At 72.5% G+C, this 15072-nt stretch carries 15 protein-coding genes, 1 tRNA gene, 1 pseudogene and 1 riboswitch; of the genes and pseudogenes, 7 read left to right on the forward strand and 10 right to left on the reverse strand.

The window, feature by feature from the left end:
- Positions 1-8: 8 nt before the first annotated feature.
- Both AB0946_RS03790 and AB0946_RS03795 read right to left on the reverse strand, forming a co-directional pair.
- Positions 9-488, reverse strand: a complete 480-nt coding sequence (locus tag AB0946_RS03790; protein ID WP_366759001.1) for a DUF2267 domain-containing protein — start codon at positions 486-488, stop codon at positions 9-11.
- Positions 489-837: 349 nt separating this feature from the next.
- Entirely contained in the window at positions 838-1263 is a 426-nt protein-coding gene (locus tag AB0946_RS03795) for an Hsp20/alpha crystallin family protein (protein WP_366759002.1), read from the reverse strand.
- A gap of 227 nt (positions 1264-1490) precedes the next feature.
- On the opposite strand from AB0946_RS03795, the gene AB0946_RS03800 reads away from it, so the two are divergent.
- Positions 1491-1793 carry a hypothetical protein gene (locus tag AB0946_RS03800; protein ID WP_366759003.1) on the forward strand — a complete coding sequence of 101 codons (303 nt, stop codon included), beginning with the start codon at positions 1491-1493 and terminating at the stop codon, positions 1791-1793.
- A gap of 16 nt (positions 1794-1809) precedes the next feature.
- Here AB0946_RS03800 and AB0946_RS03805 read toward each other — a convergent pair whose 3' ends face one another.
- Complete coding sequence (locus tag AB0946_RS03805) at positions 1810-2763, reverse strand: helix-turn-helix domain-containing protein (protein WP_366759004.1); 954 nt, start codon at positions 2761-2763, stop codon at positions 1810-1812.
- A gap of 186 nt (positions 2764-2949) precedes the next feature.
- Between AB0946_RS03805 and AB0946_RS03810 the strand changes: the two genes are divergently transcribed.
- The gene (locus AB0946_RS03810; RefSeq protein WP_366759005.1) at positions 2950-3429 is read left to right on the forward strand and encodes a hypothetical protein; all 480 of its coding nucleotides are present in this window, start codon (positions 2950-2952) and stop codon (positions 3427-3429) included.
- Between the two features lie 78 nt (positions 3430-3507).
- Here AB0946_RS03810 and AB0946_RS03815 read toward each other — a convergent pair whose 3' ends face one another.
- Complete coding sequence (locus AB0946_RS03815; protein ID WP_366759006.1) at positions 3508-5061, reverse strand: MFS transporter; 1554 nt, start codon at positions 5059-5061, stop codon at positions 3508-3510.
- 62 nt (positions 5062-5123) lie between these two features.
- On the reverse strand, positions 5124-6437 hold the full coding sequence (locus AB0946_RS03820; RefSeq protein ID WP_366759139.1) for a DUF445 domain-containing protein: 1314 nt from the start codon (positions 6435-6437) through the stop codon (positions 5124-5126).
- Between the two features lie 196 nt (positions 6438-6633).
- On the opposite strand from AB0946_RS03820, the gene AB0946_RS03825 reads away from it, so the two are divergent.
- The gene (locus AB0946_RS03825; RefSeq protein WP_366759007.1) at positions 6634-7968 is read left to right on the forward strand and encodes an SGNH/GDSL hydrolase family protein; all 1335 of its coding nucleotides are present in this window, start codon (positions 6634-6636) and stop codon (positions 7966-7968) included.
- 26 nt (positions 7969-7994) lie between these two features.
- Entirely contained in the window at positions 7995-8597 is a 603-nt protein-coding gene (rdgB, locus tag AB0946_RS03830) for an RdgB/HAM1 family non-canonical purine NTP pyrophosphatase (protein ID WP_366759008.1), read from the forward strand.
- 41 nt (positions 8598-8638) lie between these two features.
- On the opposite strand, the gene AB0946_RS03835 is transcribed toward rdgB, so the two are convergent.
- From AB0946_RS03835 to bcp, 4 genes and pseudogenes are all read right to left on the reverse strand, one after another.
- Positions 8639-8723, reverse strand: a tRNA-Leu gene (locus AB0946_RS03835).
- An 11-nt stretch (positions 8724-8734) separates the two neighbouring features.
- Positions 8735-9343, reverse strand: coding sequence for an HNH endonuclease signature motif containing protein (locus AB0946_RS03840; RefSeq protein ID WP_366759009.1), 609 nt, complete (start codon positions 9341-9343; stop codon positions 8735-8737).
- Positions 9340-9666, reverse strand: a pseudogene (locus tag AB0946_RS03845) (HNH endonuclease signature motif containing protein); the annotation flags it as partial. The gene AB0946_RS03840 and the pseudogene AB0946_RS03845, both read right to left, overlap by 4 nt.
- Positions 9667-9817: 151 nt before the next feature.
- Positions 9818-10285, reverse strand: coding sequence for a thioredoxin-dependent thiol peroxidase (gene bcp / locus AB0946_RS03850; protein WP_366759010.1), 468 nt, complete (start codon positions 10283-10285; stop codon positions 9818-9820).
- 93 nt (positions 10286-10378) lie between these two features.
- Here bcp and AB0946_RS03855 point away from each other — a divergent pair, with 93 nt between their 5' ends.
- From AB0946_RS03855 to AB0946_RS03865, 3 genes are all read left to right on the forward strand, one after another.
- A complete protein-coding gene (locus AB0946_RS03855; RefSeq protein WP_366759011.1) occupies positions 10379-10708 on the forward strand; it encodes a DUF3618 domain-containing protein in 330 nt (109 codons plus the stop codon).
- 22 nt (positions 10709-10730) lie between these two features.
- Positions 10731-11090, forward strand: a complete 360-nt coding sequence (locus AB0946_RS03860) for a co-chaperone GroES (protein ID WP_014672972.1) — start codon at positions 10731-10733, stop codon at positions 11088-11090.
- 63 nt (positions 11091-11153) lie between these two features.
- Positions 11154-11227, forward strand: a riboswitch (guanidine-III (ykkC-III) riboswitch).
- A gap of 44 nt (positions 11228-11271) precedes the next feature.
- Complete coding sequence (locus AB0946_RS03865; protein WP_225810301.1) at positions 11272-11592, forward strand: multidrug efflux SMR transporter; 321 nt, start codon at positions 11272-11274, stop codon at positions 11590-11592.
- 26 nt (positions 11593-11618) lie between these two features.
- Here AB0946_RS03865 and AB0946_RS03870 read toward each other — a convergent pair whose 3' ends face one another.
- The gene (locus AB0946_RS03870) at positions 11619-14432 is read right to left on the reverse strand and encodes a transglycosylase domain-containing protein (protein WP_366759140.1); all 2814 of its coding nucleotides are present in this window, start codon (positions 14430-14432) and stop codon (positions 11619-11621) included.
- Positions 14433-15072 lie beyond the last annotated feature (640 nt).

Consider the following 15072-nt stretch of genomic DNA (forward strand, 5'->3'; position numbering starts at 1 on the left):
CGTGAGGTCTACGCCGTCGCCGCCAGATCCGCCCGTCCGAACAGCAACGCATACCCCGGGGGGAGTTGGGCCAGGACGCGGGTGGTCAGCGACTCGCCGACGTGGGTCGACAGGACGCTCAGGACCGAGCTGACGTCCCAGCGGGCCGTCGCGGGGGTCGAGCCCTCTATGCGGGTGGCCACCGACTCCACGAACTCGCGGGCCGTCAACGGGCGGGTGGCGGGGATCTGGGCAGCGATGATGCGGCCCGCCTCCCGGGGGAGGGCCTGGGCCAGGGCCACGCGTTCGTCGCCGGTGACGTGGCCGCCGAGGGCCGACAGGACGATGCGGGTGACGCTTTCCGCCTCCGCCCTCGTCGGGTACTGGCCCGCGTCACGCACCGCCTCGGTCAGCTCCAGCCAGTCGGCGGCCTCCGGCTCCTCCTTGACGCGCGGGCGCAGGGACGGGGCGGAGATGGTGGTTCTGGGCTGCGGGGTCGTCACGGTCATCGTGCTGGCTCCTCTTCCGGGACGCTTCGGGGCACCGGAAGCCCGGTACCCCGTAATACAGCGGGCATGGGCGGGAGTTCGGCCAATGTGCGGCATGGGTCGCTCGGGCCACATGGGTTGTTCGGGCTGCATGGGCCGCTTGGGGGAGCATGAGCCGCTCGGGCTGCATCGGCCGCCTGGACCGCGCCGGGCTCCTGGGCCGCATGCGCCGCATGGCCTGCCGCGCGCTTTGGTGCCCCGCCTGCCGGCCTGGCATGCGGGGCACGTGGTGGTCACGCGTCGCGAGCGGCCGCGCACCCGGTCCGGCACACGGCCTGGGCGGCGATTTTCAGCCGCTGATCCGGCGGTCTCAGCCGCCGATCTCCTTGCGGTCGCCGCCTCCGCCGGTGATCTGGATGCGGCGCGGCTTGGCCTGTTCGGCCACCGGGATGCGCAGGGTCAGGACGCCGGCCTCGTACGAGGCGTCGATGCGCTCCGTGTCGAGCGTCTCGCCCAGGAACAGCTGGCGGGTGAACGTGCCCGTGGGCCGTTCGGCGACCAGCATCTCCGCGTCCTCGGGAGCGGGGCTGCGGCGCTCCGCGCGGACGTTGAGGACGTTGCGCTCGACGTCGAGTTCGATCGTCTCCGGGTCGATCCCGGGGAGGTCGAAGTGGACCAGGAACTCGTCCCCGGAACGGTAGGCGTCCATCGGCATCGCGGACGGGCGGGGGTTCGCGCCGAACAGCTGCTGCGTGAGCCGGTCGAAGTCCCGGAACGGGTCCGTACGCATGAGCATCACAGGTCACTCCTTCCATCAGGGGCCGGGGTGCGATGCCCTACGGCTTCTTATATAACTCTCCGCCGGAAACTTGACAAGCCTCGACTCAGGTTCGCCCGGGATGCGGGTCACGGCTGAGACGCGCGTACGTCCGACCCGCCCGACCCGCCCGCGCGTCGCCCTCGGGCCGGCGTTAGCCTCGGGCCAGACCCAACGGCACGGAAAACGGACACGAGGAGGCCATCATGGCCGGAGTTCCCAGCGCGGTCGTCGCCGCCACCGGGCTCGTCGGCGGTTACGGCGTCGCCCGCTGGACCCGGAAGCGTCAGCTGGGCGGGGCCGTCCTGGCCGTCGCCGGCGCCGCGGCGGCCCAGCAGTGGCGCAGCCGCGCCGGCGGGAAGGCCGCGGGCGCGCTGACCGCCGCCTACGTCGCCGCGTTCGCCGGGTCCCACCCCCTGGCCAAGAAGATCGGCGCCTGGCCCTCCGTCCTCGGCGTCGCGGGTGCCGTCGCCCTCGCCTCCTGGGCCGTCGCCGACCGCAAGGCCTGACCCGGCCCCCGGTACGTCAGACCCTCTCCCCCGCCCGGAACGCCCTCCGGTACGCCTGCGGGCTCGTGCCCACCACCCTCCGGAACCGTTCCCGGAACGCCGTCGGTGAGCCGAAGCCCGTCTGGACGGCGATGCGCTCCACCGGGTACGCGGTGGTCTCCAGCAGGTACTGGGCCCGTCGCACCCGCGCCCGGTGCAGCCACTGCAGGGGCGTCGTACCGGTCTGCTCCCGGAAGCGGCGGTTGAGGGTACGGGTGCTCATGCCGGCCTTCGCCGCGATCTCGGCCAGTGCCAGATCCTGGTCGCAGTGGTCCTCCAGCCAGGCCAGCAGGGGCTCCATGGTGGTGCCGGCCGGGGCCGGGGGCAGGTCGTGGACGATGAACTGGGCCTGCCCGCCCTCCCGTTCCAGCGGCATCACCGACATCCGGGCCGCGTGCGCGGCGACCGCCGAGCCGAAGTCCTTGCGGATCATGTGCAGGCACATGTCGAGGGCCGCCGCGGCGCCCGCCGACGTCAGGAACTGGCCGTTGTCGACGTACAGGACGTTCGGGTCGACCGTCACCGCCGGGTGGCGCCGGGCCAGGTCCTGGGCCGCGGCCCAGTGCGTCGTCGCGCGCAGCCCGTCCAGCAGGCCCGTCGCCGCGAGGAGGAACGCGCCCACGCAGATCGACGCGATCCGGGTGCCGTTCGCCGCCGCCGCGCGCAGGGCCTCGCCGACCCCGGGCGGCAGCGTCTCCGGGGGCCGCGCCACCCCGGGCAGGATGATCGTGTCGGCCTCCGCCAGGGCCTGGAGGCCGTACGGCGCCCGGACCGTGAAGGCACCCGCGCTCACCTCCTCCCGCACCGAACAGACCCGCACCCGGTACGGCTCCCGGCCGTCGGGCAGCCGCGCCCAGCCGAAGGTGTCGATGGGTGCGGAGAGATCGAACGGGATGACGCCGTCCAGCGCCAGTACGGCCACCGTATGCATGGCAAGAAGGTAGCCGTACCACGGGTTGTCGCCAACCGGTCCGTCCTTTGCCGACCCTTGCCGACTCGGGAATCAGCGACGCCAGAGGGCGCCGCCGACCCAGGGGACCAGGCTCTGGCGGGAATCCGTCGGGCACTGGCAATCCCGCCACTTCTACGGGATCCCCGCGCCCTCTAGCGTCCCCCCGTGACCAAGTTCCTGCTCTCCGTCCACGTCATCGCCGCGATCCTCGCCATCGGTCCCGTCGCCGTCGCCGCCAGCATGTTCCCGCCCGCCGCCCGCCGGGCCCCGGCCACCGGGCCCGGCGATGACGACGGTCAGGGGGCCGGCGGCCACCCCGACCCCACCGGCACACTGCGCCTGCTCCACCGCATCTGCCGCGTCTACGCCGTCGTCGGCGTCGTCGTCCCCGTCTTCGGGTTCGCCACCGCGAGCGAGATGGGCGTGCTCGGCAGCGCCTGGCTGATCGTGTCGATCGCCCTCACCGCCCTCGCGGCCCTCGTCCTCGCGGCTCTGGTGCTGCCCGCCCAGTCCGCGCTCCTCGAAGGACGCGCGGACGCCGGGCGGGCCGCGCGGCTCGGCATGGTCACCGGGCTGTTCAACCTGCTGTGGGCCGCGGTGACCGTCCTGATGATCGTCCGGCCGGGCTCCACCACAGGAGCCTGACGCTCACCCGCCGCGCTCCCTACCGGCGCCCGGCCGTCGACGTCCCCGGCGCCACCCGGGCCCCTCCGGCCCCGCCGCTCACGGCCTGCTGGCCGCCGGCGGTGCCGTGGGGCCGGGGCCCTGCGAACCCGGGGTGCCCCGGGACGGCCGGGTGCCCTGGGCCGCGGCCTTGGCCCGGCCGGCCACCGCCGTCAGCGGGCGGGCGATGTCCTCCAGGGAGCGGCGTTCGGCCCGAACCGCCAGGAACGCGGCGACCAGCCCGGCCGCGCACATCAGCGCCGCGCCGATGCAGAAGGCGAGGACGGTGTCGCCGACCCGGCCCGTGCCCGTCAGATCGGCGAACAGCAGCGGGCCGCTGATGCCGCCGGCCGCGGTGCCGAGGGCGTAGAAGAACGCGATGGACATCGCCCGCGTCTCCATCGGGAAGATCTCCGACACCGTGAGGTAGGCGCTGGAGGCGCCCGCCGAGGCGAAGAACAGCACCGCGCACCAGCAGGCGGTCAGCGTGCCCGCGCTCAGCGAACCCCGGTCGAACAGCCAGGCCGTGGCGAACAGCAGCACACCCGACAGCAGGTACGTCGAGGAGATCATCACCCGCCGGCCGACCGTGTCGAAGAGCTTGCCCAGCAGCAGCGGGCCGCAGAAGTTGCCGACCGCGATCACCGCGAAGTAGTAGCCGGTGTGACCGGAGGGCACGTCGAAGAACTTGGTCAGGATCGCGCCGAAGCCGAAGGTGATCGCGTTGTACAGGAACGCCTGGCCGATGAAGAGGGAGAAGCCGAGCACCGCCCGCCTGCGGTAACGGCCGAAGACCGTGCGGGCGATCTCCATGAACGACACGCTCTTGCGCTGGTGGATCTCCAGCTCGCCCTCGGCCGCGGGGAGCGGCTCGCCCCGCTCCTCCTCCACCCGGCGTTCGATGTCGGAGACGATCTCCTCCGCCTCCCGGTCCCTGCCGTGGATCAGCAGCCACCGCGGGCTCTCCGGGACGTGCCGCCGTACGAGCAGGATGACCAGCGCCAGGACGGCGCCGAGCGCGAACGTCAGGCGCCAGCCGACGTTCGCCGCCAGCAGCCCCGTGTCCAGCGCGACGATCGACAGCAGGGAGCCGCCGACCGCACCCAGCCAGAAACTGCCGTTGATGATCAGGTCGACCCGGCCGCGGTAGTCCGCCGGGATCAGCTCGTCGATCGCGGAGTTGATGGCCGCGTACTCACCGCCGATGCCGAAACCGGTCAGGAAACGGAACAGGAAGAACCACCAGGCCTCCCAGGAGACGGCCGTGAGCGCCGTCGCCGCGAGGTACACCGCCAGCGTGATCATGAAAAGGTTCTTGCGGCCGAAACGGTCCGTCAGCCGGCCCCAGAACAGGGCACCCGCGCAGGCGCCCGCCACGTACAGCGCGGCGGCGACACCGGTGACCTGACCGGAACTGATCGAAAGACCGCTGCCGGGCTCCGACAACCGGCTGGCGATGTTGCCGACGACCGTGACCTCCAGGCCGTCCAGGATCCACACGGTGCCCAGGCCGATGACGATCGTCCAGTGCCAGCGGGACCAGGGCAGGCGGTCGAGTCGGGCGGGGATGTCGGTGGTGAGGGTCCGGCCGGTGCCGGCCTCGGCTGTGCTCATGGGGCTCCCTCCACGTCGAAGGACGGGATACCGGGTGCCCTGGCCTGCGCGGAACAGTCCGGTCAGGCCCCCAGCCAGCGCGAGAGGGAGTAGATCACCAGCCCGGCCAGGGAACCCACCACCGTGCCGTTGATCCGGATGAACTGCAGGTCCCGGCCGATGTGCGCCTCGATCTTGCGGGTCGTGTGCTCGGGGTCCCAGCTCGCCACCGTGTCCGTGATCAACGAGGTGATCTCCCCGCGGTACGTCGTCACGACGTGCACCGCGGCACCCTCCACCCAGCTGTCGACCTTGTCCTGCACCTTCGGCTCGGTCGCCATCCGCGCGCCCAGCGACAGCAGCGCCGCCCGCACCCGCGTCCGCAGCTCGCTGCGCTCGTCCTCCGCCGCCGCCACGATCATCGACCGCACGGCCGTCCACACCGACGCGATCAGATCCTGCACCTCGCCCCGGCCCAGCACCTCGCCCTTGAGCCGCTCCACCCGCGCCCGGGTGTCCGTGTCCGACTGGAGGTCGGAGGCGAAGTCGGTGAGGAAACGGTCCAGCGCGCCACGCGCCGGGTGCGAGGGCATGTCCCGCATCTCCGTCACGAACCGCAACAGCTCCTTGTAGACCCGCTCGCCCACCTTCCGGTCCACGAACCGCGGCGTCCAGCCCGGCGCACCCCCCTCCACCGCCACCATCACGTCGTCCCGGTGCAGCACCAGCCAGTCGTGCGCCCGCGCCACCACCAGGTCCACCACCCGCCGGTGCCCGCCGTCGGCGACGATCCGCTCCAGCGTCTTGCCGATGCCCGGCGCGATCTCCTGCGCGTTGGCCCGCCGGGTGATCGCCTCACCCACCACCGCCTGCACATCGGAGTCCCGCAGCACCGTCAGCGCCCCCCGCAGCGCCGTCGCCAGCTCCGCCGTCACCCGGTCCGCGTGCTCCGGCTCGGCCAGCCAGGCCCCCAGCCGGCTGCCGATGCCCACCGCCCGCAACCGCTGCCGCACCACGTCCTCGGAGAGGAAGTTCTCACCGACGAACTCACCCAGCGACACGCCCAGCTGGTCCTTCTTGGTGGGGATGATCGCGGTGTGCGGGATGGGCAGCCCCAGCGGGTGCCGGAACAGAGCCGTCACCGCGAACCAGTCGGCGAGCGCACCGACCATGCCCGCCTCGGCCGCCGCCGCCACATAATCCGTCCACGCCCCGGCACCCGCGTTCCCGGCCGCCTTCGCCAGCACGTACACCACCGCGACGAACAGCAGCATGCCCGTCGCCGTGGCCTTCATCCGGCGCACCCCGCGCCGGCGCTCCTCGTCGGCCGGGGTGAACGCCGTCATCGTCTTGTACGACGCGACCCGCCCCGGAGTTCCCGTCTCGCTAGGTTCCATCAGCTCCACCCGTTCGGTGATCTCGCACACAATTGTCCCTTCCTGACCGACTCCCGGAACGAAACAGGAGTTCCCGGCGTCTGTCTGAAGGGTTGTCGTGGCAGGGTCCTGTCACCTCACCCCGGCCCCATGACCCATCATGGGTGAGCAAGATCGGAGCCCCGGGCTCCCATCTGTCGAGGAGAACAAAACAAGCGTGACCAAGCGTCATGGTTATGCCGTCCTGAGCGCGCTCGTCGCGCTGGTCGTGGCCCTGTCCGCCGCCCTGTACGTCACCGTCGCCGCCCACGACGGCACCCCCCGCGCCACCGTCGGCGACAACCGCCCGCACCGCGACTCCCACGCCGCCCCCGCCTCCACCGGCACCTGGGTCGGCGCCTGGGCCACCGCGCCCGTCGGCGGCGAACCCGGCACCGAGACGGCCGGCCTCGCGGGCCGCTCCGTCCGCAACGTCGTGCACACCAGCGCCGGCGGTACGAGTGCCCGCGTCACGCTGTCCAATCTGTACGGCCAGTCCGCCCTCACCATCAGCCACGCCTCCCTCGCCCTCTCCCTGGGCGACGGCAGCGCGGCCGCCGCCGCGGAAACGATGCGGCGCCTCACCTTCAACGGCGCCCCCGGCGTCGTCATACCCGCCGGCGCACAGGCCGTCAGCGACGCCGTGCACCTCACCCTCCCGCACGACACCGACGTCCTGATCACCACCTACTCCCCCACACCCTCAGGACCGGTCACCTACCACCCCCGCGCCCGGCAGATCTCCTACGTCGCCACCGGCGACCGCACCGACGACACCACCGGCACCCCGTACACCGGACAGACCCCGTACTGGCGGTACGTGACGGCCCTCGACGTCCTCAGCAACGAGGCCACCGGCACCGTCGTCGTCTTCGGCGACTCCATCACCGACGGCGTCACCTCCACCACCGGCGCCAACCACCGCTGGCCCGACATCCTCTCCGGCCGGCTGCGCACCGCCCTGCGCAACGGACGGGAACTGCCCCGCTACAGCGTCGTCAACGAGGGCATCAGCGGTAACCAGGTCCTCGCCGACGGCCTCGGCCGGCCCGCCGAGAACCAGAGCGGCCTCGCCCGCTTCGGCCGCGACGCCCTCGACCGCCCCAACGTCAAGGTCGTCGTCATCGACCTCGGCATCAACGACATCCTGCGCAACCCCCGGCTCGCCGACCCCGACCGCATCGTCACCGGCCTGCGCACCCTCGTCCGCCAGGCCCACGCCCGCGGCCTGAAGGTCATCGGCGCCACCCTCATGCCGTTCCAGGGCCACCACGGCTACACCCCCGCCCGGGAAGCCGTACGCCAACAGGTCAACGCGCGGATCCGCGCCGGCGGGGTCTACGACGCGGTCGTCGACTTCGACAAGACCCTCCGGGACCCCTACGACCCGCGCCGGCTGCGCCCCGCGTACGACTCCGGCGACCACCTCCACCCCAGCGACCTGGGCTACCGCACCATGGCCGAGGTCTTCGACCTCGGCACCCTGAAGGGCGCGGGGCAGGCGGAGCTGTGACCGGGCGGCGAGGAATACTGGCGGACATGACCCGCTTGATCCTCGCCACCCGCAACGCCGGAAAGATCACCGAACTGAGGGCGATCCTCGCCGAGGCCGGACTCCCCCACGAGCTCATCGGCACGGACGCCTTCCCCGACGTCCCCGACGTCAAGGAGACCGGCGTCACCTTCGCCGAGAACGCCCTGCTCAAGGCACACGCCCTCGCCCAGGCCACCGGCCTGCCCGCCGTCGCCGACGACTCCGGCCTGTGCGTCGACGTCCTGGGCGGCGCCCCCGGCATCTTCTCCGCCCGCTGGGCCGGCCGCCACGGCGACGACAAGGCCAACCTGGACCTGCTGCTGGCCCAGCTCTCGGACATCGCCGACGAGCACCGGGGCGCCTACTTCGCCTGCGCGGCGGCGCTCGCGTTGCCGGACGGCACGGAGCGGGTGGTGGAGGGACAGCTGCCCGGCACGCTGCGGCACGCCCCGGCCGGCACGAACGGCTTCGGCTACGACCCGATCCTCCAGCCGGACGGCGAGACGCGCACGTGCGCCGAGCTGAGCCCGGAGGAGAAGAACGCGATCAGCCACCGGGGGAAGGCGTTCCGGGCGCTGGTGCCGGTGGTACGGGAGCTGTTGGGCTGAGAGAGGCCGAGGGGCCGCCCGGGTGGACGGCCCCTCACCTGTGCGGCCGGTGGGACTCGAACCCACACGGGATTTCTCCCACGGGCACCTAAAACCCGCGCGTATCGCCTATTTCGCCACGGCCGCCCCAAAACGGACTATTTGTTCACAGGCCGTTTTGCCTCGCTCAGTGTACGGGGCCGCGTCTTTCGCCGTGCGCCCCCTCGGCACCAGGTGCCCGTGGCCGCGTGGCAGTTGGGGCAGAGCAGCCGGAGATTCTCACGCCGGTCGTCGCTCCAGTCACCGTTGATGTGGTCGACCTCCAACGTCATCGGCTGCCCGCCCCACTCCGGTCCGATGCCGCACTCGGCGCACTCCTCCGGTACGCCCACTTCGCTCAGCGCGCGTCGGAGCAGGTAGGTGCGCGTCCGACGTCGGCCGTCGTGCTGGACCAGGATGTCCTCGGGACGCCTGACGCGGTCCGCACGGGCCTTGCCGCGTCGGTGCGCCTGCCCCAGGAAGTGCACGGTCGAGATGCCCTCCTCGGCAACCCACTGCCGCAGCAGCGCGCGCTGCGTGCCGGTGTCCGGCCGTCCGAGGCGGCGTAGCGTCTCGGCGATGGAGATCGACTCGGCGACCGCCGCGCGCAGTTCCTCGGGCGCGGGGCTGCCATGTCTGCCGAAGAAGGCGATGACCTCGTCGAGGCTCGCGCACCGCTCGGCGGCCTCCGCCAACCGCTCACGCGTGTACCGCACCCCGCCGCTCATACGGCGCCGCCCCGGGAGCGACCCTTGCCGCGCCCCCGGTAATCGTCCGTGGTCGAATGACAGTTGGGACAGAGGAACCGTAGGTTCTCGATCCGGTTGTTCCGCCAGTCACCGTCGATGTGATCGACCTCCAGCGGAAGCGGACGGCCCCGCCACACCGGCTCCGTGCCGCAACGGGCACAGCGCTCCGGCAGGCCCACCGCCGTCATGGCCCACTTGAGCCGGTCACTCGGAATGCGCCGGGCCTGACCGACCGCCTGCTTCCCGTACGCCTTGATCCCGCGGCTGATGTGCGTGTGATGGCCGCCGACGACCTCCAGGCCGCTGACCCCCACCCAGCCCCCCTCCGTCCCGGGCGCGCGTTCGCTGCCCGTACGGAGTGACGAACCGGTTATCGGACCGTCACGCCCGGGGGCACGGGAAACGGCCCGGGCCGGGGGTCCCCGGAGCGGGCCGTTCGTGTGGTGGGCGGGGTCAGATGCCCAGGTCCTTGATGATCTTCGCCACGTGGCCGGTGGCGCGGACGTTGTACAGGGCCCGTTCGACCTTGCCCTCCTCGTCCACGACGATCGTGGAGCGGATGACGCCCAGGTAGGTCTTGCCGTAGTTCTTCTTCTCGCCGTAGGCGCCGTACGCCTCGGTGACCTTCTTGTCCGGGTCGGCGAGGAGGGTGACCTTCAGGGACTCCTTCTCGCGGAACTTCGCCAGCTTCTCCGGGCTGTCGGGGCTGATGCCGATGACGTCGTAGCCGGCGCCGGCCAGCAGCTCCAGGTTGTCCGTGAAGTCACAGGCCTGCTTGGTGCAGCCTGGGGTCAGCGCGGCCGGGTAGAAGTAGACGATGACCTTGCGGCCCTTGCGGTCCGAGAGGGACACCTCGGTGCCGTCGGCGTCGGGGAGGGTGAAGGCGGGGGCCACGTCCCCCGGCTGGAGTCGCTCGCTCATCGGGCCAGCCTAACCGGGGGGCCTTGCGGTGCGGCGCCGCCCAGAGCTGACAAACTGTTCGGAACAGCATCAGCAGACTTCGGAGGCCGTACGGTGGCGGACACGTCGGACACCAGAACCCCGGCGCAGATCGAGGCGGACATCAAGCGCCGCCGTGAAGTGCTGGCCGAGACGCTCGACGAGATCGGGGTGCGGGTGCATCCGAAGACCATCGTCGGCGATGCGAAGGCCAAGGCCGTCGCCCATGTCGACCACACGGTCGGACGGGCGTACGTGCAGGTCAACCGTGTCGTGAGCGAGGTACGGGCACAGTTCGTGAACGATGAGGGGGCGCCGCGTCTGGAGCGGGTGGTGCCCGTCGCGCTGGTCGTCGTGGGGGTCGTGGGGCTGCTCGCCCTCGGGGCCCGGCGGCGCAGGGACTGACCGGGACAGGTAGGTTCGAGCCGTGAGCGCCAACAGAAACGAGCACAGCACTCCCCACCACGACAAGCTGCCCATCCGGATGCTGCACGACCGGGTTCTCGTGCGGCAGGAGACCGGTGAGGGCGAGCGGCGGTCGGGGGGCGGCATTCTGATTCCCGCCACCGCGGCGGTCGGCCGGCGGCTGGCCTGGGCCGAGGTCGTCGCCGTGGGGCAGAACGTACGGACGGTGGAGCCCGGGGACCGTGTCCTGTTCGACCCGGAGGACCGGGCGGAGGTCGAGGTGCGGGGCGTGGCGTACGTCCTCATGCGCGAGCGTGACCTGCACGCCGTCGCCGCGGACCGGTTCGAGGGGTCGGAGGACTCCACGGGGCTGTACCTGTAGCGGGGCTGTACCTGCAGAACAGAGAGCGAGAGGGCCGGTGACCTTCGTCACCGGCCCTCTTTGCCGTGCTTTTGCTATGTTCGAAAGGGAGCCCGACGAGACGCGCCGTACCGGGCCGAAGGCAAAGACGACGCACCCGGAACGACCCGTAGGAAAGTCGCCGCGTCCCGGAGGTGCCGTCATGGCCTGGGTTCTGCTCGTCGTCGCCGGTCTGCTGGAAGTGGGCTGGTCGATCGGGATGAAGTACAGCGAGGGGTTCACCCGGCTCGTCCCCAGTCTGTTCACCGGCGCCGGCATCGTCGCGAGCATGGTCCTGCTGTCGTACGCCGCGAAGTCCCTGCCCATCGGTACCGCGTACGGGGTGTGGGTGGGCATCGGCGCGGCCGGTGCGGCGGTGCTCGGCATGGTGGTGCTGGGTGAGCCGGTCACCGCCGCCCGGATCTTCTTCGTGTGCCTGCTGCTGGTCGCCGTGGTGGGGCTGAAGGCGACCAGCGGTCACTGAGGCGTCGGGTGTACGGGGTCCGGGGGTCAGGTGCCCGTGAAGCCTCCCGGGCCCCCGTCCGATCCTGTGGTGCCCCCGCCCGGTGTGCCGCCCGCGGTGGTCCCGCCGCCGGTGGGCGTGCCGCCGCCGGTCGTGTCCCCGCCGCCGGTGGTGCCGCCGCCGTCCGTGGTGGTTCCTCCGCCGGTCGGGGTGGTGCCGCCGGTGGTGGCGCCCCCGTCCGTGGTCGTGCCGCCGGTCGTCGGGGTGCCGCCTGCGGTGGTGCCGCCGTTCGTCGGGGTGCCGCCGCCGGTCGTGCCGCCGTCCGTCGGGGTGCCGCCGCCGGTGGTGGCACCGTCCGTCGGCGTGGCGGTGGCGCCGCCGTCGTTGCCGCCGCCGTCGGTGCCGGGCTGGGCGGTGCTGGTGGCGGGCGGCTCCTGGACCTGGTCGGCGCCCCGCTGGAGCTCCAGGTCGAACTTGCTGACCGGCTTGCCCTCCAGCGCGTCGCGCGTGTACTGCGCCCAGATCTGGGTGGGCGGGCCGCCGCCGTTCATACGCACCTGGCCGAGCGCTCCGTAGAGCGGCTGGTGCTTGGCCGTCACCGGGTCCTGGCCCATGACGGAGACCACCGTGGCCAGCTCCGGGGTGTAGCCGGCGAACCAGGCGGCGGTGTCCCTCTCGGCGGTACCGGTCTTGCCGGCCGCCGGACGGCCCGCGGCCTGGGCGGCCGTGGCGGTGCCGCTCTCGACCACGCTCTGCAGGACCGAGGTCGTGGTGTCGGCGGCCTCCCGGCTGACGGCCTGCTTGGCCGGATGCTCGGGCAGCTTGACCTCGTTGGTGCCGTCCTTGGTGATCTTCTCGACCAGGGTGTACGTGCCGTGCTTGCCGTGGTTGGCGAGCGTGGCGTAGGCCTCCGCCATGTCCAGGACGCTGGCGGTGGCGGTGCCGAGGGCGATGGACGGGTACGGCTGGAGGTCCGGGGTGTCGGAGGGGATGCCCAGGTCGACCGCGGTCTGCTTGACCTTGGCGGGGCCGACGTCGACGGCCATCTGCGCGTACACCGAGTTCACCGACGCGTCGGTGGCCTTGCGGACGGTGATCGGGCCGTACGACTTCTGGTCCTCGTTCTCGGGGGCGTAGGCGCCGCCGTTCCAGCCCTGGACGGGGCGCTGGTTGGTGCCGTCGTAGACGGTGTTCGGGGTGATGGCGCGGCCGTCCTGGGTGGTGGACCCGTTCTCCACGGCGGAGGTGAACACGAACGGCTTGAACGTGGAGCCGACCTGGAAGTCACCGCGGGTGGCGCCGTTGGTGTACTGCTTCACGTAGTCGATGCCGCCGTACATGGCGACGACCTTGCCCGTCCTGGGGTCGACGGAGGCGCCGCCGGCCCGGACGAAGGTGTCGGCCTTGCGGTTCTTCTTGTCCAGCTTGGACATCAGCTGGTCGTCGACCGCCTTGACGAAGGCGTCCTGCCGGTCCTTCTGGATGGTGGTGGTGATGCGGTAGCCGCCGGCCGTGAGGTGGTCGGAGTCGATGATGTTGTTCGCGGTGAGGTACTGCTTGACCGCTTCCACGAGGTAGCCGCGCTGGCCGGACATGCCGGTGGAGACCGTCTGCTCCTTGGGCATCGGGAACTTCATGCCGGCGCGCTTGGACTCGCTGAGCCAGCCCTTGGTGACCATGCCGTCCAGGACGTAGTTCCAGCGGGCGACTGCCGCCTTGCGGTTCTCCGGGTGCGCGACGACGTCGTACTCGCTGGGCGCGTTGACGAGCGCGGCGAGGTAGGCGGCGCGGGCCGGGTCGAGGTCGGCGGCGTCGCGGCCGTAGTAGGCCTGGGACGCGGCCTGGATGCCGTAGGCGTTGCGGCCGAAGTAGCTGGTGTTGAGGTAGCCCTCCAGGATCTCGTCCTTGGACTTGTTCTGGTCGAGCTTGATCGCGATGAAGAACTCCTTGGCCTTGCGGGTGACCGTCTGTTCCTGGGCCAGGTAGTAGTTCTTCACGTACTGCTGGGTGATCGTCGAGCCGGACTGCTTGCCCTTGCCGGTCGCGGTGTTCCAGCCGGCGCGGAGCATCGCCTTGGGGTCGACGGCGGACTCGGTGTAGAAGTCCCGGTCCTCGGCGGCCAGTACGGCGTGCTGGGCGTCCTTGGAGACCTGGGCGAGGGTGACGTTCTCGCGGTTGACCTCGCCGTCGCGGGCCAGCTGTGAGCCGTCGGCGTACAGGAAGACGTTGCTCTGCTTGGTGGCGAACGCGTTGGCCGGGGGGATCTTCACCAGGGAGTACCCGACGAAGAAGAGCCCGACGAGCAGCAGCACGCCGACGAAGAAGGTGCCGAGCACCATGCGCCAGGTGGGGATGATCCGCCGCCAGCCGGTCCGTTTGGGCCGCTTGCCCTTCTTGCCCTTGCCCTTGCCGCCGGCGGTCTCGCCGTCGGTGGCGGGGAGCGTGGTGGTGAGGGCTCCGGTGGCGTTCTTGGGATCGGTGCCGGGGCCGGTGGCCGAGGCGGCGGAAGCGGCCGCGGCGCCGGTCGCCGGCGCGGCGGCGGCCTGAGCACCGGCTCCCGCCCCGGCGCCGGCTCCCGCTGCGGCGGTGCCGGCCGCGCGGGCGGCGCGGGCGGCCCGGGCGGCGGCCGGGGAGGAGGGGGCGGCGGCACCGGACGCCTGGGCAGCGCGGTTCTCCCCGCCGGGGCGGGGCACGGTGGGAGGAGGGGTACGGCGGGTGGGGTCCGGCTCACCCGCGGGCTCGCCGGAGCGGGGGGCGTTGACCCGCCGCAGCACCTGCGTGGTCTCGGGCGCCGGGGCGGAGTCGGCCTCCTGCCGGGTACCGGAACCCGGCCCGCGGGGCGGGGTGACACGGCGGAGCACCTGGGTGCTCTCGGCGGGCGGCTCCTGCCCGGAGCCGCCCGGCTTCCCGCCGCCACCGGACGCACCGGCACGCGAGCCGCCCCGGGCGGCGGAGGCGGCACCGTCTGCGCCGGCAGCCGATTGCGCACCGGCGGCCGCGGCGCCGCCGGACACCGGCCCGTCACCGGACGCCGATGCCCCACCGGACTCCGCGCGCCGGCCGGACTCCGAACCGCGGCCGGATGCCACGCCGGCACCACCCGCCGGCGCCCCACCGGACACCGGGCCACGACCGGACTCCGAGCCACCGCCGGACGCCTGGCCGGACCCGCCCCGCGCACCACGGCCGGCGGCCGGGCCACCGGCGGCGTCCTGCTCACGTCCGGATGCCGAACCACGACCGGTTGCCGGGCCACGGCCGGACCCCGGGCCGTCACCGGACCCCGGGCCACGTCCGGCCGCCGGGCCACCGGCGGCTTCCTGCTCACGTCCGGACACCGGGCCACGACCGGACTCCGACGCACCGCCGGACGCCTGGCCGGACCCGCCCCGCGCACCACGTCCGGCCGCCGGGCCACCGGCGGCTTCCTGCTCACGGCCGGATGCCGAACCACGACCGGTTGCCGGGCCACGGCCGGATCCCGGGCCGTCGCCGGACGCC

This window comes from Streptomyces sp. NPDC046870, assembly GCF_040704595.1.
GTDB lineage: Bacteria > Actinomycetota > Actinomycetes > Streptomycetales > Streptomycetaceae > Streptomyces > Streptomyces argyrophylli.